This is a genomic window from Poseidonocella pacifica (assembly GCF_900111875.1).
Classification (GTDB): Bacteria; Pseudomonadota; Alphaproteobacteria; order Rhodobacterales; family Rhodobacteraceae; genus Poseidonocella; species Poseidonocella pacifica.
On record NZ_FOJU01000003.1, the window covers coordinates 269,330 to 289,276 of the forward strand.

A 19,947-nucleotide genomic window follows, 5' to 3' on the forward strand; every position below is an offset into this window, starting at 1 on the left:
CCCTACCAACGGTCAGTCCCCCCGCGCTGCAAAGGACCCAGATGGACGCCTTTCTCTACAACGCCACGATCTATCTCGCCGCCGCCGTCATCGCCGTTCCCATCGCGGCCCGCCTCGGGCTGGGGTCGGTGCTCGGCTATCTTGCCGCCGGTATCATCATTGGCCCCGTGTTCGGCATCGTCGGGTCCGAAACCACCGAGCTACAACATTTCGCCGAATTCGGCGTTGTGGTCATGCTCTTCCTCATCGGGCTGGAACTTGACCCCCGCGCGCTGTGGAACATGCGCCACCGCCTGATCGGGCTGGGCGGGCTCCAGATCCTGTTGACAACCGCCATCGTCATGGGCGGCACCATGCTGCTTGATATCGCGTGGCAACCGGCGCTTGCGGTCGGCGGCATCTTTGCCCTCTCCTCCACCGCCATCGTCCTGCAGACCCTCAACGAGAAACGCCTGATGCAGACGGGCGGCGGGCGCGCCACCTTCTCTGTGCTGCTATCGCAGGATATCGCCGTCATCCCGATGCTTGCCCTGCTGCCGCTTCTGGCGACGGGCGTTCCGGTCCACCTCTCTGCCGACGGCTCGCTCAACACGGGCCATGGCGAGGAACAGGCCCACGCCACGATTTCCCTTGTGGAGGGCCTCCCCGGCTGGGGCGTGACACTGGTAACGCTCGGCGCCGTGGGGCTCATCATCTTTGGCGGCGTCTACCTGACCCGCCCGCTCTTTCGCTACATCCATCAGGCCCGCCTGCGCGAGATGTACACCGCCTTTGCCCTGCTTATCGTGGTGGGAATCGCGCTTCTGATGCTCATGGTCGGCCTCTCGCCTGCGCTTGGCACCTTCCTTGCCGGGGTGGTCCTCGCCAACTCCGAATTCCGCCATGAGCTTGAAAGCGATCTGGAGCCGTTCAAGGGCCTGCTGCTCGGGCTCTTCTTCATCACCGTGGGCGCGGGCATCAACTTCGCGCTGCTCTTTGCCGAACCGATCAGCCTGCTCGGCCTGACCTTGCTTGTGATCCTCGCCAAGGGGCTGGTGCTCTTCGCGCTCAGCGTCGCCTTCAAGATCCGGGGCCGGGATCGCTGGCTCTTTACCCTCGGGCTGGCACAGGCCGGGGAATTCGGCTTTGTCCTCATTTCCTTTTCACAGCAACAAGCGGTCCTGCCCGGCGATCTGTCGGAAAAGCTGTTGCTGATCGTCGCCCTGTCGATGCTCATCACCCCGTTGCTCTTCATCCTCTACGAATGGCTGTCAAAGCGCATGAAGGATGAGGAAAAGCGCCTCGCCCCCGACGAGATCGACGAACAGGGCCCCGTGATCATCGCGGGCATCGGCCGCTTCGGTCAGATCGTGAACCGGCTGGTGCAATCCACCGGCTTCCGCACCGTGGTCATCGACCACGACATGGAAACGATCCAGCTCATGCGGCGCTTTGGCTTCAAGGGCTTCTTCGGCGATCCGACCCGGCCCGAACTGCTCCATGCGGCGGGTCTGCGCGAAGCAGAGGTGCTGGTCGTCGCGCTCGACGATCCCAAATCCTCCATCCGGCTGGTAAAATACGCGCGCCGGACCCGCCCCGACATCCACATCGTCGCCCGCGCCCGCGACCGCAACCACGTCTATCGCCTCTATCGCGCGGGGGCCGATGACATCGTCCGGGAAACCTTCGACTCAAGCCTGCGCGCCGGTCGATATGTGCTTGAGAACATGGGGCTTTCAGAGTTCGAAGCATCCGAGGCAGAACAGACCTTCTATCACCATGACCGCGAAGCGCTGCGCGAATTGGCGCAAGTGTGGGATCCGGACATTCCTTCGGAAAAGAACGAGGCTTATCTCAACCGCTCCCGAGAGCTGGAGCGGGAGTTGGAAACCGCGCTCATGGCACAGGTGACTGACCGGGAGCGCGCGGAAGAGGGCGATGACGACACGGATCGGCGAAGCGCCAGCTAGCGCCTCGTGCCTCTCCGCTCAGTCCCGAAAGACCGAGGCCAGCGCGGCAAAGCCGTGGGTCACGTCATCCACTTCCATGCCGCCCTCGGCATTGACCGTCAGCGAGACACAGACATCCTGCGCCTGCTCATCGCGGAACTGCGCGGTGAGGTTGAGCACGCCGTTCTCGCTGCCCCCTTTGAAGGCGACCCGGCCAAAGCGATAGACAGGCAGCGGCACCGACTGGCTGGGGATCGCCATCAGGTCAAGATGCGCCACCTCGCCCATCAGGGTACAGAGCCGCTCGACCGGCACGTACCATTCGATTCCCGCCATATGCGGCATGCTCGCCTTGCCGGGATCGAGCCGCGCGGCCGAGGCCGCCGCAACAGCCGCCTCACGGCGCGCCTCCGGCCCATCCGCCCCAAGGTAACGATCCCGCAGCCCGGCGGAGGATTTGAGCGCAAAGAATTCCCGCGTCGACAGCAGATCCTCCACCCCGAGCTTTTCCGCCACCGCATCCCGGCCCAGCACATCGATCAACAGGTCCGTCGCGGTATTGTCGCTCATCGCAATCATCAGCGCGGCCACGGAATGCAGCGTGAGCGGCGCCCCCTCGGGGAAGTCCTGCAAGATCCCCGAGGGCAGCGCCCTGTGCCGGTTGCGCAGCCGCACCACGTCGTCCCAGGCCCGCGTTTCGGCGGCGATCTCATCGCGCAGCACCGCCAGAACCGCCAGCTTGAAGGCCGACCCGACGGCCAGCGCCTTGTCGCCGCCATCGCGCGACAGCACCTCGCCTTCGCGCACGACGATCCATGACACCTCGCCGGGAAGCTCCCCGAGTCGCGCCTCGACCTCCTCCAGCGACACGTCGATCGGCACCGGCTGTCCGAACCACAGCCCGGTGATCTGCCCCGCCTCCGACAGGGTGATCCGCGCGGTCATGTCATGGCTGCGGGTCCGCAGGATCAGCCCGTCATCCGCCTCCTCCACGTCGAGGATCGGCCCGGTCACATCGCGCAATTCATCGATGAAGGTCTGCACGGTCTCCAACGGCAGCGCCGCGAGGAACTCCCCCGAAAAAGCGCTGATCGGGGCATCGGTGCGATAGATTGCCCGCATCTGATCGGCCGGGGTTACGGCCCCTGCGGGCCCTGCCAAAAGCACGGCCATGGCCGCAATTCCGCAAAGATATCTCCTTACGCGCACTTTGGGCCTGATCCTCCGCCGATCCCCTGCGGCGCCCGTCCGGGGCCGCTCTCTCACGGCGATCACCGAAACAGAAAAGCCCCCGCCTGTCCAGCGGGGGCCCATCGCGGCACCGGTATTCCGGCGCGCTTATTTCATGGTGATACGGCCATCCGTATAGGGCGCATAGGGGCCCTGCTCGGCGAGGAATTCCGCCGTCACATCGGCAAGGTCCGGCCCGAAGTCATAGGCGTTTTCCGCCTCCACGAACATCTTGTAGCCGTCGCCGCCGTTGCGCACGTAGTTGTTGGACACCGCGCCATACATCTTCTCGGGATCGACCGGCTCGCCGCCGATCATCACGTCGGAAATGCGGCTGCCCGGCTCGGCGCTGGCGTCGACCGTAAAGGTCATGCCCGCCACTTGCGGGAAGCGGCCCGCGCCTTCCTCGATCTGGCTCACGCCGTTCTCGAGCGCCTCGACGATGGTCGCGCCCGTCACCTGAAAGGTGGAGAGCGTGTTCTGGAACGGCAGCACCGTGAGCACTTCGCCCATGGTCACCTCACCCGCGTCGATGGAGGCCCGCAGACCGCCCGAGTTGGCAATCGCCACGTCGATCCCCTGATCCTTCACGCGGGCCAGCATGGCATCGGCCACGAGGTTGCCCATCGGGCATTCCATCGCACGGCACACGGACCGGTCGCCCTCGATCGCCTCGGCGGTTTCGGCCACCACCTTGTTGCGGATCTCCTCAAGCGGAACGGCCGCCTCGGCGATGCGCTCCTTGGTCGCCGCATCCTCGGTCACTTCGCCATCCATGATGAGCGGCGCACCGGCGGCTTCGGTGATGTTGCCCTCATCGTCGAAGGTCACGTTCAACTCGCCAAGGAACTTGCCATAGGCATAGGCCGACACGATCGCCGTCTCCCCGACCATCGTCGGGTACGGGCCTGCCGCGCCCTCCATGTCGCCCAGAAGCGTGTTGGAATGGCCGCCCACGATCACGTCGACGCCGGTGGTTCCCTCTGCCACGCGCTGATCGACCACATAGCCGGAATGCGACAGCACGATGATCTTGTTGACGCCCTCTTCGCTCAGCTTGTCGACCTCGCCCTGCACCGCCTCGACCGGATCGGTAAAGATCACGTTCGGGCCGGGGCTGGCCAGTTCATCGGTGTCCTGCGGCGTCAGGCCGATCAGGCCGATCTTTTCGCCGCCGCGCTCGATAACCGTGGATTTCATCAGCTCATCGGCCAGAAGCGCCTCGCCCGACACATCGGCGTTGGACATCAGAACCGGGAAATCGACCGCATCCATGAAGCCGCGCAGAACCTCTGGGCCATCGTCGAATTCGTGGTTGCCCACGGTCATCGCGTCATAGCCCATCTTGTTCATCATCTCGGCGGCGAGCTTGCCCTTGTAGTAGGTATAGAACAGCGTTCCCTGAAACTGGTCGCCCCCGTCCACGAGGATGGAATTGTTCGACCGGCCGCGCGCCTCTTCGATGGCGGTCGCAAGACGGGCGGAGCCGCCAAAGCAGTCGCCTGCGTCATTGTCCTCTGCCGAACAGCCGGAATCATATTTGCTGATCGGCTCGAACCGCGCGTGAAAGTCGTTGGTGTGCAGAATCGTCAGTGAATAGTCCGCGGCGGCCATGCTGCCCAGAAGGCTGATGGCGGCGACGCTGGAAAGCAGCCGGGTGTTCATTGAGGGAGTCCTCTCCTGTTTTGTCTGGCGCGGATGGTGCAACCAATGGGCCGCACTTGTCAAAGCTTCCGGTAGGGCATCTTTTGCCGTCAAAGCGTCACAAACCGATGACACTTGACCACCGCCCATTCAGGAGGCAAACCGCGCCCATGCCGATATACAAGATTTTCCGTGCCGACGAATGGGCGGCGTTCGATGCCGCGGGAGAGACGGCGGGTGCGCCCATCGACCTCTCGGATGGCTATATCCACTTCTCCACCGAAGATCAGCTTCAGGGGACGCTCGACAAACACTTCGCCGGAGAATCGGACCTGTGGCTTCTGGCGCTGGACCCCGATGCCCTCGGCCCCGCGCTCAGGTGGGAACCGGCACGGGGCGGCGCGCTCTTTCCGCATCTCTACCGGACCCTGCGCCGCGACGATGTGCTCTGGTCCCGCGCCCTGACCCGTCTGGCGGATGGCTCCGTCGACCGGAACGCACCCGCATGATCGCCCTCGCCGAACGGCTTGGCCTGCGCCTGCTGCACCGGTTCGACGCCGAAACCGCCCACGGGCTGGGCCTCAAGGCGCTGCAACTGGGGGCCGCGCCCTCCCCCGGCCTGCTGACCTCGCCGCGTTTGCGGACCGAGGTTGCCGGACTTCGGCTGGCCAACCCGGTCGGGCTTGCGGCGGGGTTCGACAAGAACGCCGTGGCGCTCGGCGGCCTCGCCCGCGCGGGCTTCGGCTTTGTCGAGGTCGGTGCTGCCACCCCGCGCCCGCAGGCGGGCAATCCCCGCCCCCGGCTCTTTCGCCTCCCCGAGGATCGCGCCGTGATCAATCGCTTCGGGTTCAACAATCAGGGGATGGAGGCGATCGGCGCGCGGCTGCGCACCCGTCCGCGGGATATGGTCACCGGGCTGAACCTCGGCGCGAACAAGGACAGCGAGGACCGCGCCGGCGATTTTGCCCGCGTCCTCGCCCATTGCGGCGCACATCTCGATTTCGCCACGGTCAATGTCTCCTCGCCCAACACCGAGCGCCTACGCGAATTGCAGGGCCCCGAGGCCCTCGCCGCCCTGCTCGCCGGGGTGCTGGCCGCGCGCGATGCCCTGCCCCGCCGAATTCCGGTTTTCCTCAAGATCGCCCCCGACCTGTCGGAGGCCGAGATTGAGGCCATCGCCGGGGTCGCGCAAAGCGCCGGGATCGACGGCATCGTCGCCACCAACACGACCCTGTCGCGGGGCGGGCTGCACTCGGCCCATGCGGGTGAAGCGGGCGGCCTCTCCGGCGCGCCCCTGTTTGAGCGCAGCACCCGCGTCCTCTCGCGCCTCGCCCAAAGCACCACCCTGCCCCTGATCGGCGTTGGCGGCATTGCCTCGGCAGAAGATGCCTATGCCAAGATCCGCGCCGGGGCCTCCGCGGTGCAGCTGTACTCCGCCCTCGTCTATGGCGGCCTGAGCCTGCTCGAAGAGATCGTGCGCGGGCTCGATGCTCTGCTGGAGCGGGACGGCTTCGCCACCGTCGCCGAGGCCGTGGGCACCGCGCCGCGCGCCTGAGCCAGAGTGTGGGCCAGAGCCAGAGTCACACAAGTGTATGACGCGGAGTCATACACTTGTCATACAAAAGTCATACCCACTTTTCAAAGGCTTAGGCCACGGCACGCTCCAGCGCCGGATAGCGCGCACCAAGCGTCACGCCCCGCGCCACGAAGCTCAGCAAAAAGGCCAGCCACAGCCCGTGATTGCCGAACGCGGGCACCAGAATGGCCAGCGCGATCCCGTAGAATGCCAAAGACAGCGCCATCATGTTGCGCATGTCCCAAGTCCTTGTCGCGCCAATGAAAATCCCGTCGAGCATCCATGCCGGAAGCCCCAAAAGCGGCGCGGCGGCCATATAATAGAGGTAGATCCGCGCGGCCTCCCGCACCTCTGGCGCCGTGGTCATCACGTCGATGATCCGCCCCCCCGCCAGCAGGAAGACAAGCGCCAAAGCCGTGTTGCCCACCAGCCCCCAGAAGCTCGCGAGGATCCCCGCCCGCCGCAGCCCCGCCCGGTCCCGCCGCCCCAGCGCCTGCCCCACAAGCGCCTCCGCGGCAAAGGCAAAACCGTCGAGCGCGTAGGCTGTAATGGTCAGAAATTGCAGCAGAATCTGGTTCGCCGCCAAGGTCACATCACCAAAGCCCGCCCCAAGCATCACAAAGGAAATGAGCATCGCCTGCAACATGAGGGAGCGCAGCAGGATATCGGTATTGACCACCGCCATCCGCCGCAGCTTTGCCCCGTCGAACACCCGAGCCCAATCGCGCCACGCCGGCACCCCAAAGGCCGCGCGGCAGAGCCAAAGCCCCAAGGCCAGCCCGCTCCACTCCGCCATCAAGGTTGCAATCGCCACCCCCTCGACGCCCCAGCCGAGCCCCAGCACGAACCACAGGTCGAGCCCAATGTTCACGCCGTTCATCCAAAGTTGTAGCACCAGCACCGCCCGCGTCCGTTCCTGCGCGATGAGCCAGCCGGTAATGCCGAAAACCGCGATCGCCGCAGGCGCGGACCAGACGCGGATCTGCATGTAGCTTCGCGCCAGATCTTCTACCTCCGCGCTGGCGGGCGCAATGGCGAAAGCCCCTGAAAACATAGCGTTTTGCAGCGCGATCACAGCCAGTCCGCCCACCATAGCGATCATGAGAACCCGCGTCAGAAGCGCCGCAACCTCGCCCCGTGCGCCCTCCCCCAAGGCCTGACTGGTAAGCCCGGTGGTGCCCATACGCAGAAAGCCGAAGATCCAATAGATCCCAGACAAAACAACCGCCCCGACACTCACCGCGCCGATTGGGGCCGCCTCGCCGAGTTGGCCAACCACACCGGTATCCACGGCTCCCAGGATCGGAATCGTGGCATTCGACAGGACAATCGGCAGCGCGATGTTGAGAACCCGCCGATGGGTGATCGCCGAGGCCGCGTCAGCCATCGCGGGACGGCATCAGGAAGTGACCGGTCGCCTGCGCAAAGAGCCGCGTGCGATTATCCTGCCATGCCTCAACGTGGACAGAGGCATAGCGCCGTCCCATCCGGTTTACCCGCGCCCTCGCATAGGCATCGCGCGGCAGACCGGAACGAAGGTAATCCACTGTGAAATCAATGGTTTTTGGCAATCTTGGCAAACGCCCTTCGCGCAAGACATCCATGCTCAGAGCGCCGCTTTCGACGTCCTCCCATATGAAGGACCACGACAATTCGATGATCGCCGTCACCTCTAGGAATGCCGCTGTTGCCCCGCCATGTATCGCGGGCAATGCCGGATTGCCGATAAGATCGTCGTGAAAGGGCAGAACCGCCGTCAACTCATCCCCGCGACGGTCAAACCCGATCCCGAGGAACTGGGCGTAGGGCACACCCTCCACCAACGCGGCGAGCGCGGCATCCCGGCGCTCCTTCACGACCTGACGCGGCTCTGGTTGTTGTCTCATGTTTTGCGCCCCAACGTGAAGGTCCCCGCAGCCGTCGCAACGGGCCGCGTCTCATCTCCGTCGAAAGTCGTGGCTCGGACAAAGGCCACCGACCGCGTGACATGATGGCAAACAGCATGGGCACGGATCGTCTCCCCCGGCGTGGCGGCGCGCATATAGTCGATGCGCAGGCCAATCGTCGCCGTGGCCACCGGTGCGTCCGGATGGGCCATCACAGCGGCACCGCTGCAGGTATCCATCAGCGCCGAAACGGCCCCGCCATGAATCACCCCCGTTTCGGGATCGCCGATCAGGCGAGTGTCATAGGGCATCTCGATTTCCGCCTCTCCCTCGCCGACGCGAAGGATGCGCATGCCGAGGGCACGGGAATGCGGGATGGCCTCTATGAACTGCCGCGCGATGCGTGTCCTATCGTCGCTCATAACCGCACCTCCTAAGGATTGAGCATTTATGCGGACTTGGACGAAGCGCTGCAAGGGGCAGCCCTATACCGATGTATAGGATTGCCCCTAGGTCGTAGCGTCGCGCGTGACCCGCGCCTTTCCGCCGCTTATCACGTTGAGGTGCTTGGATTTCACCGGGCTTCTCTTTAGAATGGGGTGCCAATGGCTGAGGTGGCGGATGACCGAGACCCGACTGACTTTTAAGGAAATGTGCGCTCGCTTCGATGTGACCCCTCGGACGCTGCGGTATTACGAGTATATCGAAATACTACAGCCCGAACGGGCGGGCCGCGCACGCTTTTACGGGCCTCGTGAGGTCGCCCGCATGACGTTGATCATGCGCGGGCGGAAATTCGGCTTTCCTCTGGAGGATATCCGCCAATGGCTGCTGATATATGAGCACGAAGGTACCGAACCGCAGATGCGAGAATGGATTCGCAAGGCGGACGAACAACTTGGGGAACTGGCCCGTCAGCGGGAACAGATCGACCAGGCGATGCAGGAGCTCAAAGAGCTCCGCGATCGAACGGAATCCGATATCAAGTCAGAATGACTGGTCAGGATTTCCATACTAATTCAACCTGTTAACCTCCTTTCTTGATGAAAGGAAATTGCGCCCGGAGCGCAGTGCCCAGCCAAATCTTTCGTGCATCCGCGAATGACGTAACGTCTCGCTTACGTCAACGTCATCACGCTTGTATCACGAGACAGAGTTACGCACATGCGTCCGGACCTATAGTTCCGGAGACGAAGGACAATGAACGACGATCTTAAGAGCATCCGCGAGATGTGCGACGATTTCGAGGTGACGGCCCGCACACTGCGGTTCTACGAATCCAAGGAATTGCTGTCGCCGCTCCGTGTTGGCACCAAACGCCTCTTTACCCGCCGTGATCGCGCGCGGTTGAAGCTGATCCTGCGCGGCAAGCGCTTTGGCTTCAGCCTGGAGGAAATTCGCCAGCTGCTCGACATGTACGACATGGAAGGCCAGCAGCACCTGCAGTTGCAGAAAAGCTATGAGCTGGCGTTGGATCGGATTGCCGCGATGGAGGCGCAGCGTGCCGAACTCGACGAAGCGATCAACGAATTGCGCGGCCAGATGAACTGGGCCGAAGCGATGATGGCGTCCCGCGACGCCGCCGAGTGACAGGCTGAGAAAAGAGGGAGATTTTCATGCCGAGCTACACCCCGCCGACGAAGGACATGCAGTTCGTTCTGCACGAGGTCCTGAAAGTCTCCGAACACCCCGTCCCCGGCTATGACGAGCTGGAGCCGGACTTTACCGCAGCCGTCCTGGATGAGGCGGGCAAGATCGCGGCGGGCGTGCTGGCCCCCCTGAATCCGGTTGGCGATGTCCAGGGCTGCAAGCTTGAAAATGGCATCGTCCGCACGCCCGAAGGCTTCAAGGCGGCTTTCGATCAGGTGCGCAATGGTGGCTGGACCGCGCTGGACTGCGATCCGGAATACGGCGGTCAGGGGCTTCCTTACGTCCTGTCCACCGCTGTAGGCGAAATGTTCTCAGCCTCGAACATGGCCTTCAACATGTATCAAGGCCTGACCCACGGGGCATATAATGCCATCCATGCGCACGGGTCCGATGCGCAAAAGACAATGTATCTGCCCAAGATGGTCTCCTGTGAGTGGGGCGGCACCATGAACCTGACCGAGCCGCATTGCGGCACGGACCTCGGGCTCATCCGCACCAAGGCTGTCCCCAATGGCGACGACAGCTACAAGATCACAGGCCAGAAGATCTGGATCTCGGCGGGTGAGCACGACATGTGCGACAACATCATCCACCTCGTTCTCGCCAAGCTCCCCGACGCGCCTGAGGGCGTGAAGGGCATCTCACTCTTTATCGTTCCCAAGTTCATGGTGAACGAGGATGGATCGCTGGGTGAGCGTAACAGCCTGTCCTGCGGCGGGCTTGAGGAAAAGATGGGCATCCACGGCAATGCGACCTGTGTGATGAACTATGACGGCGCGACCGGTTTCCTTGTCGGAGAACCGCACAAAGGTATGCGCGCCATGTTCACCATGATGAACGAAGCGCGGCTCGGGGTCGGCCTGCAAGGCTATGCCCAAGGGGCCGTGGCCTATGAAAACGCCCTCGCCTTCGCACGCGACCGCCTGCAAGGCCGTGATGTCACGGGTGTGAAAGCACCTGAGAAGCCTGCGGACCCCATCATCGTGCACCCCGACGTGCGCCGGAACCTGATGGATCAGAAAAGCTTCGTCGAAGGCGCGCGCGCCTTTACGTTCTGGGGCGCGTCACTGATCGACGCGTCGCACCGCGGTGGCGACGAAGAAGCGGAACAGCTCATCTCCCTGTTGACGCCGGTCATCAAGGGGTTTCTCACCGACAAGGGCTTTGAGACGACCGTTCTTGCACAGCAAACGCTGGGCGGTTCGGGCTTCACCCGCGAATGGGGGCTGGAGCAGTTCGTGCGCGATGCGCGGATCACGATGATCTATGAAGGAACCAACGGCATTCAGTCGCTCGACCTCGTGGGGCGCAAACTGGCTCAGAACGGCGGCAAGGCGATCATGGCCTTCTTCGATCTCACGAAGAGCTATATCAAGGACAACGCCGGCGAGGACGCCGAGTTCGACAAGGATTTCCTCGACCCGCTCAAGGCGGCCTCGAAAGATCTTCAGGCGGCGGGCATGTACTTCATGGCGCAAGGGATGAAGAACCCGAACAACGCGCTTTCCGGCTCCTATGACTTCATGCACCTCTTCGGCCATGTCTGCCTCGGGCTGATGTGGGCGCGGATGGCCAAGGCCGCCAAAGCGTCGCTGGATGCAGGCGCGAGTGATCGGGACTTCTACGAGACAAAGATCGCGACGGGTCGCTACTACATGGCGCGCCAATTGCCGCTGACCGCGACGCATCTGGCCCGCATCACTGCGGGCGGTGACACGGTAATGGCTCTCGACGCCGCGAACTTCTGACGCGGCGCTTGAATACCGATCTCCGAAGCTGCGCCGCGGTGTGGCTTCGGAACGAGAACGGATGCGAGGGGATCCGTTCAGCGACAAGGACGGGGCGCACTCGCGACCAGAAACTGCCGGCTTGGGAGGGCCTGCGAATGTTCGATACAAAGCGTCACACGCCATTTTCCGGTTGGCGGGCGAATGAACAGCCCCGCGCGGCGACGCCCCCTTGTGCCCGGATGCGGGATCGGCGGAAGCTGGGGCTTCACCCTCTTCGCTCCCTGCCAACCGAACGGACACACACATGACGATCAAACTCTATTGCTTCGGCGAATCCGGCAATGCTTATAAAGCGGCCCTCGCGCTGGAACTCTCTGGACTGGATTGGGAAGCAAAGGCCGTCGATTTCTTTGGCGGGGAAACGCGCTCCGACGACTACCGCGCCGACGTCAATCTGATGGGCGAGGTGCCAGTAATGGTGGATGGCGATCTGCGCTATTCCCAGTCCGGCGTGATCCAGGATTACGTGAGCGAGAAATCAGGCAAGTTTGGCGGGCGCGATTCAGCTGAGCGGCGAGAGATCCTACGCTGGGTCCTGTGGGACAATCACAAGCTCTCCAGCCAAGCCGGCATGACACGGTTTCTGATGAACTTCCTGCCCGAGGAGAAGCGCCCCAAGGAGGTCATCGCCTTCATGCTAGGTCGCCTCAACGCGGCATATGCCGTGCTCAACACGCATCTGGAGGGGCGCGATTGGATCGTCGGGGACAGCCTGACAAACGCCGACCTCTCCTGCTGCGGCTATCTGTATTATCCCGAGCCGTTTGGTTTCGACCGGACCGCTTGGCCGAATATCGACAACTGGCTTGGCCGGTTGTCCGACACGCCGGGGTGGAAACACCCCTACGACCTGATGCCCGGCAGCCCAGCCGACCGGGCCTGAGAAGGAGCAGACCATGACTGAAGCCTATATCTACGACGCCCTGCGAACCCCGCGCGGCAAGGGCCGCAAGGACGGGAGCCTGCACGAGGTGACCTCCCTGCGTCTTTCGGCAGAAACGCTGAACGCTGTGAAGGAACGCAACGGGCTGGACGGCCATGCGGTCGAAGACGTGATCTGGGGCAATGTCACCCAAGTAGCCGAACAGGGCGGATGTCTTGCACGTTCCGCCGTGCTCGCTTCCGACCTCGACGAACGTATTCCCGGCCTTTCCATCAACCGCTTCTGCGCAAGCGGAATGGAAGCGGTAAATCTCGCTGCCAATCAGGTGCGCGGCGGGGCCGGTCAGGCCTATATTGCCGGCGGTGTCGAGATGATGGGGCGCGTTCCCATGGGATCGGACGGGGCCGCAATCGCGGTTGACCCGAGCCTCGCCATGAAGGCCTATTTCGTGCCGCAGGGCATTTCCGCAGACATCATCGCAACCGAATATGGCTTCACCCGCGACGATGCCGATGCGTTTGCCGTGGAAAGCCAGAAACGTGCCGCGAAGGCTTGGGAAGAGCGCCGCTTCGGCAAGTCGGTGATCACCGTGCGCGATCAGAACGGCCTGCCCATCCTCGACCGCGACGAATACATGCGCCCCGGCACCGATATGCAATCGCTCGGGTCCCTGAAGCCTGCCTTCAAGGACATGGGCGAGGCGATGCCCGGCTTCGACAAGATCGCGATGATGAAATACCCCCATCTCGAGCGGATCGAGCATATCCATCACGCCGGTAACTCCTCCGGTATCGTCGACGGCGCGGCCGCGTTGCTGATCGGTAGCAAGGAATTCGGTGAGGCGCATGGATTGAAACCGCGCGCCCGTATCCGCGCCACCGCGAAAATCGGCACCGACCCCACCATCATGCTCACCGGCCCGGTTCCCGTGACTGAAAAGATCCTCGCGGAAAGCGGCATGAGCGCGTCCGACATCGATCTGTTCGAGGTCAACGAGGCCTTCGCCTCCGTGGTGCTTCGATTTATGCAAGCATTTGACGTAGGCCATGATAAGGTCAACGTAAATGGGGGAGCGATCGCCATGGGACACCCCTTGGGTGCGACCGGAGCCATCATCATCGGGACCCTGCTCGACGAGCTTGAGCGGACAGGCAAGAGCACAGGTCTGGCCACACTTTGCATCGCGTCGGGCATGGGTGCCGCGACCATTATCGAGCGAGTGTAGCATTGCGCGCGGCGGCGGAGATCTATCAGGAGGTCCTGAACGGCATGAGCATCGCGTTCATGCAGCAGGACTTCGGGATTGCCCGTCGGCTGATGACGACCCCTCATCGCGTGCAGACGGCCGGCTATTCGGCCGTCTACAGCACCGAGCACGAACTCTGGACCATGTTCAACGATTTCTGTCGTGCCCTGACCGACCGCGAGGTGACGAACCTCGTACGCACCGTCCAATCAGCCGAATATCTCGACAGCGGCTGTATCGAGGGTACACATCGGAGCCATTTCCTGCGCAATGGATCGCCTGTTGCCGCGCCGTACGTGATGACCTTGCGGATGGACCGGGTGCAGGGAGAATGGAAGATCAGCGCCCGGAAATGCGATGGCCTGCCTTTCACATGGCGCAATGTGTTCGAAGGCCATGGTGCCGACATGAGCGGCGCGGTCCAGGTGGAGAACGCGGCGCATTTCTTCCAGCAGTATATCGACCTCGCTGCGCACTGCTTGCTCAACCGCGACTTTGAGCAATACGGGCCAACGATTGCCCTGCCCTACATCGTCGTGGAGGCGGAGAACACCTTCGTTCTTCAGACCGAAGAGGAACTTCGCGGCGCGTTCGACAAGTTCTGCGGCATGCTGCAGAACTACAAGGCAACCGACATGATCTCGACGGCCCGCGCCGTTGAAGGGTTCGGCCCAGACATGATCGTCGGACGCTTTTCCACGCACATCCTCAACAGCGCGGTCACGGTGGTTCCTCCCTACGAGTCAGCTCTTGTCTTGCGACGGAACCAAGGGAAGTGGCGCGCCAATCTCGTCGTGAACGGTATGCGCAATGCCAAACAGGTCATCGGTCTCCCCCTGCATCTCGCAGGGATGAATACGGTCCCGAACTGACTTCCCCCCAAAAAACTGCCGCGTTCAGGCGGCACCAATCACACCCCAGAAGCCCGAAGAAGGGAAAGACACATGAGCGATTTTACCTATGAGGTCGGCACCGACGCCGTAGCGATCATCACCTGGGACGCCCCCGGAAAGAGCATGAACGTGCTCACACGCGATGCCTTTGAACTCGTTGAGGGGTTTCTTGATCAGGCCCACGCCGATGAGGCCGTCAAAGGCATCGTCATCACCAGCGGCAAGAAAGATTTCGCGGGCGGCATGGACCTCAATGTCTTGGCCTCCATCCGTGAAGAGGCTGGGGAAAATCCCGCCAAGGGCCTGTTTGACTTCACGATGAACGGCCACCGGATCCTGCGCAAGATCGAGCGCGCGGGAATGGACGACAAGAACAAGGGCGGCAAACCCATCGCCTGCGCCATCAATGGCACCTGTGCGGGCATCGGCACGGAAATCGCGCTCGCCTGTCATCGCCGCTTCATGACTGACAACCCAAAGGCAAAGATCGGCCTGCCGGAGATCCTCGTCGGGCTGTTTCCCGGTGCGGGCGGCACCACACGCTATTCCCGTATGGTCGGCGCCATGGCGGCAGCGCCCGTTCTCCTCGAGGGCAAGATGCTGCCCCCCAAGGGCGCCAAGAGCGCGCAACTCGTCGATGAGGTCGTCGCCGCCGATGACCTGCTGGATGCCGCCAAGGCATGGGTTCTGGGTGCAAGCGACGCTGAGATCGTGAAGCCGTGGGATCAGAAGGGTTGGAAGATGCCGGGCGGCGCCCCCTACCATCCGGCGGGCTTCATGACATTCGTCGGGGCCTCCGCCATGGTGCATGGCAAGACCCAAGGGGTCTATCCCGCGGCCAAGGCGCTGCTTTCGGCGATTTACGAAGGCGCGCTTGTACCGTTCGACACCGCCCTGCGCATTGAGGCGCGCTATTTCGTCAACATTCTGATGAACCCTTCCTCCTCTGCGATGATCCGTTCGCTCTTCCTCAACAAGCAGGCGTTGGAGAAAGGGGCAAACCGTCCGGCGGTTGAAGACCAGACCGTCCGCAAGGTCGGTGTGCTGGGTGCCGGCATGATGGGCGCGGGCATCGCGCTCGTCTCCGCACAGGCCGGGATCGAGGTGGTGCTGCTCGACCAGAAGCAGGACGCCGCAGACAAGGGCCGTTCCTATACCTCCGACTTCATGGACAAGGGCATCAAGCGCGGCAAGGCGACACCGGAGAAGAAGGAAGAGGTTCTGGGCCGGATCACCGCGACCACAGATTTCGCGCAACTTGAGGGGTGCGATCTGATCGTGGAGGCCGTCTTTGAGGATCCGTCCATCAAGGCCGACGTCACCGCCAAGGTCGAAGCCGTGATCGGCGAGGAGTGTATCTTCGCAACCAACACCTCCACCCTGCCGATCACCGAATTGGCCAAGGCAAGCAAGCGCCCCGAGCAATACATCGGCATCCACTTCTTCTCGCCCGTCGAGAAAATGATGCTGGTAGAGATCATCCGGGGCAAGGCGACCGGCGACCGGGCGGTGGCCAAGGCCCTCGATTTCGTGCGCCAGATCCGCAAGACGCCGATCGTGGTGAACGATGCGCGGTTCTTCTATGCGAACCGGTGCATCATTCCCTACATCAACGAAGGCATCCGCATGGTGGCCGAAGGGGTCTCCCCCGTGCTGGTTGAAAACGCCGCCAAGATGGTGGGCATGCCCCTCGGGCCGCTGCAACTCGTGGATGAAACCTCGATTGACCTCGGGGTCAAGATCGCCAAGGCGACCAAGGCCGCAATGGGCGATGCCTATCCCGATGCCGCGGTTGATGAGGTTCTTTTCTGGATGGCGGATGAAGGGCGTCTGGGCCGCAAGTCGAGCGCAGGTTTCTATGCCTATGACGCCAACGGCAAGCGCGAAGGGCTTTGGGACGGGTTGGCGGCACGATACCCCGAGGCACAGGTCCAGCCGGACCTTCAGGAAGTGCAGGAGCGGCTGCTCTTCGCGCAGGTCCTCGAGGCGGTACGCGCCCTTGAAGAAGGCGTTCTGACCGACATCCGCGAGGGGGATGTGGGGGCAATCCTTGGCTGGGGCTTTGCGCCGTGGTCGGGTGGCCCGTTCGGATGGCTCGATATCCTTGGTGCGGCCTATGCGGCGGAGCGGTGTGACAGCCTGACCGAACGCTACGGCGCGCGCTTCACAACGCCCGCATTGCTGCGCGACATGGCCGAAAGCGGCGAGAGCTTTTACGGCCGGCTCGACAGTGCCGAAGCGGCCTGATGCAACAGGGCGGCGCGGGGAATTTCCCGCGCTGCCATCCCCTGACGGGCGGTGAAGGCGATCCAGCCTGATAGCCTAGTCGAACCGATAGCCGAAACGCGCAACATCCGGGGCGCATAGTTTCGCGACATGGTCCGCATCCGCTTCGCTGTATTCCGTGCGATAATCCGCAGGCCGATCCGAGGCGTTTACATGCGGGATTTGGAGCCTGAACCCCAGATGCGTATCAAGGGCCGCTCGATCCTCTTCCAAGCGTTCGAGCCGCAGGAAAACCGGACCCTCCGCAAGAGGAATGGAGGCCGTCACATAGCTCTCATAGGGCGCGGCCATCAAACTTCGCATGACACCGGGATCACGCAGAAAAGCCGAAAAGCTCAGCGCTTGCGCCGCGCGCGTCGCGGGATGGTCAAACTGCTGCGTCCGGAGCCAGTGGTAATAGCTCACGAACCGGTCCCACGGATTTCGCACCAGCGTAAAGATCGCCATGCCGTCCAACAGATTTTCGGGCACCTCACGGAGCGCGGAATGCTTTCGCAGTCCAAGCGCCTTGGCCCGTGTCCGGCGGCGCACGGCCTTTGGCGTATCCCCCACCAGAATGTCATCGGCCATCGCGCGGGTTTCCAGCGCGAGGGAGAGCGATGTTCCCCCCGTCTTTGGGATATGAACGAAGATGAAGCGGCGCCCCGGAGAAATGATCATGGGCGCGACCCTATCCCATCATTCGAGTGACGCAATCGGACATGCGCGCGTTGTATGCGGCAATGGCCCCGTGCTAGACGAATGCCAAAGGGGCAAGGCCATCCGCATATGACCGCACTTAAGGGTTTCGAACGGCTCGAAGCGTCTGGCATCTGGCGCGCCGGGGTCGACGCGCAAAGGCGCGATGTCATCGTGTCCTTCGGCAAGGCGACGCTCGTGTTGACAGACATGCAGGACCGACCGCTCGCCCATTGGTCGCTTCCTGCCGTGGCGCGTGCGAACCCCGGTGAGCTTCCCGCTCTGTACCACCCCGATGGCGACCCCGGCGAGACGCTGGAACTTGCCGCAGACGAGACGGTGATGATCGACGCTATCGAACGGGTGCGACAGGCGGTCCACCGCCGGAGACCCCATCCCGGTCGCCTCCGACGTGGGATCGGTTTTGGGATCGCGGCGGCGCTGGTCGCATTGGCGATATTCTGGTTGCCGGGCGCCGTGACGCGGCACGCCGTGAGCGTGGTGCCGGATGTGAAGCGCGCGCAGATCGGCCACGCACTCGCCGCGCGCCTGACCCGCGTGGCCGGCCCCGCTTGTCAGACACCGCGCGGATCGGTGGCGCTGGACCGTCTTATGTCGCGGCTGGGCACCGGGGCCGGGCGGCTTCGCCGTGCTCGGGTCGTCCCCGGGGGTATTGAACGGGCGGTGCACCTGCCCGGTGGCACGGTCCTGCTGAGCCGCACGCTCGTCGAGGATTACGAAACACCGGAGGTGGCCGCTGGCTATATCCTCACGGAGGCGCAGCGCAGTCAGGAGGTCGATCCTCTGGCCGCACTCCTCAAGGCATCGGGGCCGTTTGCCGGTCTGCGCCTGCTCACGACCGGGGACTTCCCGGAGGGGAGCCTCGACACCTATGCCCAAGCCTTGATGACCGAGCGCCGCGCCCCCGTTGATGAAGCCGCGCTGTTGCGCCGGTTTGAGACGGCGGGGATCAGCACGAAACCTTTCGCCTATGCACGCGATGTGTCCGGTGAGGCCGTGCTTGGTCTGATTGAGGCCGATCCGATGACAGGAAAGACGCCCGAGCCAATCCTGAGCGATGGTGATTGGCTGAGTCTTCAAGCGATCTGCGAGGGTTAGAAAAGCCGCGCGGCGACAGGCCCCGCCATGAATCCCAACCGCCCGGCGCAAAAGCAGGCCGCCACCTGGCCCCCCTCATCCAGCATCACAAGGTCCGCCCGCTTGCCCGGCACGATCTCGCCCCGATCATCGAACCCCAGAATGCGCGCGGGACCAGATGAAATGAGCGCCCAAGCCTCGCCAAATTCCATGCCCTGCGCCACGAGTTTGAGCGCCGCGCGACGTGGCGAAGGGTAGTGATAATCGGAGGCCAGCGCGTCACAGAGTCCCGCGTGGGCCAATTCCTCGGCGGAGACGTTGCCATTGTGCGACCCGCCCCGCGTCACATTCGGTGCCCCAAGAACGATGGCATCGCCGCCCGCGCGCGCGGCCTCCGCGGCCTCGCGCGTCTCGGGAAATTCCGACAGATGCGCGCCGACCCCTCGCCAGAACTCCCGGTCCTGCGCGCTCCTGTCGTCATGCGATCCGAGCGTCACGCCCCGCAGGTCCGCCGCGAGGTGCGCCACCGCGCCGGGCACATCGCCCGAGGCATCGTGAAGCGCCTGCATCAGGGCCAGGTGAGCTTCGGGGTTACGGCCGCTTTTCAGCGCTGTTCCCGTGAGGCGCGGGGGCCGCTTTCCCCGGTCGAGATGATCATGGGGGAGATGATCGTTGAACACGAGATGACGAATACCCGCCTCGGCCACGAGCGTCTTTACCGCCTCATAGTCGCCCAGCATATGCGTCTCAAACCGGAGTTGCACATGAAGGTCCGGCACGACGCAAGGGTTCGCACCCGCCACCGCCGCGATCACCTGCCGCGCGAACTCCGGGCTCCTCATCCCGCCTTCCCAGCTGTAGAACTGCGCCAGCATCGCCGTGGTGATACCGTTCGCGGCAAGCTCCCCCGCGCAGGCGCGAACACCTTCTTCCATATCGAGCATCGCCCCACGCCGCCGGGCAAGATGACGCTCGAATCCATCTCCATGAGCGTCGACGATGCCCGGCACAACGCGAAATCCCGCCAGGTCCAGTGCCCGCCCCGCGCGCACATCGGTGCATATACCCTCCGCGACACCAAGCGGTGCATCGGTCCAACCTTCGGGGCGCAGGATCTGGGCGCCGGTAATGTGAAATGTCAGACTTTCCATGCGCCCGC

Annotated in this window: 18 protein-coding genes; 11 read left to right on the forward strand and 7 right to left on the reverse strand. The window is 63.3% G+C overall.

Going from position 1 to position 19,947, the window contains the following annotated elements; all coding sequences use genetic code 11:
• Window positions 1-41 precede the first annotated feature (41 nt).
• Window positions 42-1,949 carry a monovalent cation:proton antiporter-2 (CPA2) family protein gene (locus tag BM234_RS09885; protein ID WP_092064016.1) on the forward strand — a complete coding sequence of 636 codons (1,908 nt, stop codon included), beginning with the start codon at window positions 42-44 and terminating at the stop codon, window positions 1,947-1,949.
• 18 nt (window positions 1,950-1,967) lie between these two features.
• Here the strand turns inward: BM234_RS09885 and BM234_RS09890 are convergent, their stop codons facing one another.
• Complete coding sequence (locus BM234_RS09890; protein WP_175501246.1) at window positions 1,968-3,101, reverse strand: serine hydrolase; 1,134 nt, start codon at window positions 3,099-3,101, stop codon at window positions 1,968-1,970.
• 165 nt (window positions 3,102-3,266) lie between these two features.
• Window positions 3,267-4,823, reverse strand: a complete 1,557-nt coding sequence (locus BM234_RS09895) for a bifunctional metallophosphatase/5'-nucleotidase (RefSeq protein ID WP_092064022.1) — start codon at window positions 4,821-4,823, stop codon at window positions 3,267-3,269.
• A 149-nt stretch (window positions 4,824-4,972) separates the two neighbouring features.
• On the opposite strand from BM234_RS09895, the gene BM234_RS09900 reads away from it, so the two are divergent.
• On the forward strand, window positions 4,973-5,311 hold the full coding sequence (locus BM234_RS09900; protein WP_092064025.1) for a DUF952 domain-containing protein: 339 nt from the start codon (window positions 4,973-4,975) through the stop codon (window positions 5,309-5,311).
• Window positions 5,311-6,357, forward strand: coding sequence for a quinone-dependent dihydroorotate dehydrogenase (locus tag BM234_RS09905; RefSeq protein ID WP_092065154.1), 1,047 nt, complete (start codon window positions 5,311-5,313; stop codon window positions 6,355-6,357). The genes BM234_RS09900 and BM234_RS09905 overlap by 1 nt, the downstream gene beginning before the upstream one ends.
• 91 nt (window positions 6,358-6,448) lie before the next feature.
• Here the strand turns inward: BM234_RS09905 and BM234_RS09910 are convergent, their stop codons facing one another.
• From BM234_RS09910 to BM234_RS09920, 3 genes are read right to left on the reverse strand one after another with little or no spacing between them, the layout of a single operon-like run.
• Window positions 6,449-7,765 (reverse strand): MATE family efflux transporter, encoded by a 1,317-nt coding sequence (locus BM234_RS09910; RefSeq protein ID WP_092064027.1) that lies wholly within the window; start codon window positions 7,763-7,765, stop codon window positions 6,449-6,451.
• Window positions 7,758-8,264 carry a PaaI family thioesterase gene (locus BM234_RS09915; RefSeq protein ID WP_092064029.1) on the reverse strand — a complete coding sequence of 169 codons (507 nt, stop codon included), beginning with the start codon at window positions 8,262-8,264 and terminating at the stop codon, window positions 7,758-7,760. The genes BM234_RS09910 and BM234_RS09915 overlap by 8 nt, the downstream gene beginning before the upstream one ends.
• Window positions 8,261-8,686 carry a PaaI family thioesterase gene (locus tag BM234_RS09920; protein ID WP_092064032.1) on the reverse strand — a complete coding sequence of 142 codons (426 nt, stop codon included), beginning with the start codon at window positions 8,684-8,686 and terminating at the stop codon, window positions 8,261-8,263. The genes BM234_RS09915 and BM234_RS09920 overlap by 4 nt, the downstream gene beginning before the upstream one ends.
• A 199-nt stretch (window positions 8,687-8,885) precedes the next feature.
• On the opposite strand from BM234_RS09920, the gene BM234_RS09925 reads away from it, so the two are divergent.
• From BM234_RS09925 to BM234_RS09955, 7 genes are all read left to right on the forward strand, one after another.
• Window positions 8,886-9,260 carry a MerR family transcriptional regulator gene (locus BM234_RS09925; protein ID WP_092064035.1) on the forward strand — a complete coding sequence of 125 codons (375 nt, stop codon included), beginning with the start codon at window positions 8,886-8,888 and terminating at the stop codon, window positions 9,258-9,260.
• Window positions 9,261-9,464: 204 nt separating this feature from the next.
• On the forward strand, window positions 9,465-9,854 hold the full coding sequence (locus BM234_RS09930; protein WP_092064038.1) for a MerR family transcriptional regulator: 390 nt from the start codon (window positions 9,465-9,467) through the stop codon (window positions 9,852-9,854).
• 26 nt (window positions 9,855-9,880) lie between these two features.
• Entirely contained in the window at window positions 9,881-11,662 is a 1,782-nt protein-coding gene (locus BM234_RS09935) for an acyl-CoA dehydrogenase C-terminal domain-containing protein (protein ID WP_092064041.1), read from the forward strand.
• Window positions 11,663-11,948: 286 nt separating this feature from the next.
• The gene (locus BM234_RS09940; RefSeq protein WP_092064044.1) at window positions 11,949-12,587 is read left to right on the forward strand and encodes a glutathione S-transferase family protein; all 639 of its coding nucleotides are present in this window, start codon (window positions 11,949-11,951) and stop codon (window positions 12,585-12,587) included.
• 13 nt (window positions 12,588-12,600) lie between these two features.
• Entirely contained in the window at window positions 12,601-13,812 is a 1,212-nt protein-coding gene (locus BM234_RS09945; protein WP_092064047.1) for an acetyl-CoA C-acetyltransferase, read from the forward strand.
• Window positions 13,813-13,856: 44 nt separating this feature from the next.
• The gene (locus BM234_RS09950) at window positions 13,857-14,705 is read left to right on the forward strand and encodes a hypothetical protein (protein WP_139226794.1); all 849 of its coding nucleotides are present in this window, start codon (window positions 13,857-13,859) and stop codon (window positions 14,703-14,705) included.
• 72 nt (window positions 14,706-14,777) lie between these two features.
• A complete protein-coding gene (locus tag BM234_RS09955) occupies window positions 14,778-16,973 on the forward strand; it encodes a 3-hydroxyacyl-CoA dehydrogenase NAD-binding domain-containing protein (RefSeq protein WP_092064053.1) in 2,196 nt (731 codons plus the stop codon).
• Window positions 16,974-17,048: 75 nt separating this feature from the next.
• On the opposite strand, the gene BM234_RS09960 is transcribed toward BM234_RS09955, so the two are convergent.
• On the reverse strand, window positions 17,049-17,672 hold the full coding sequence (locus BM234_RS09960; RefSeq protein WP_092064056.1) for a sulfotransferase family 2 domain-containing protein: 624 nt from the start codon (window positions 17,670-17,672) through the stop codon (window positions 17,049-17,051).
• 108 nt (window positions 17,673-17,780) lie between these two features.
• Between BM234_RS09960 and BM234_RS09965 the strand changes: the two genes are divergently transcribed.
• Window positions 17,781-18,809, forward strand: a complete 1,029-nt coding sequence (locus BM234_RS09965) for a hypothetical protein (RefSeq protein WP_092064059.1) — start codon at window positions 17,781-17,783, stop codon at window positions 18,807-18,809.
• Here the strand turns inward: BM234_RS09965 and BM234_RS09970 are convergent.
• Window positions 18,806-19,939, reverse strand: coding sequence for an alpha-D-ribose 1-methylphosphonate 5-triphosphate diphosphatase (locus BM234_RS09970; protein WP_092064062.1), 1,134 nt, complete (start codon window positions 19,937-19,939; stop codon window positions 18,806-18,808). The two genes, BM234_RS09965 and BM234_RS09970, sit on opposite strands and share 4 nt — an antisense overlap.
• Window positions 19,940-19,947 lie beyond the last annotated feature (8 nt).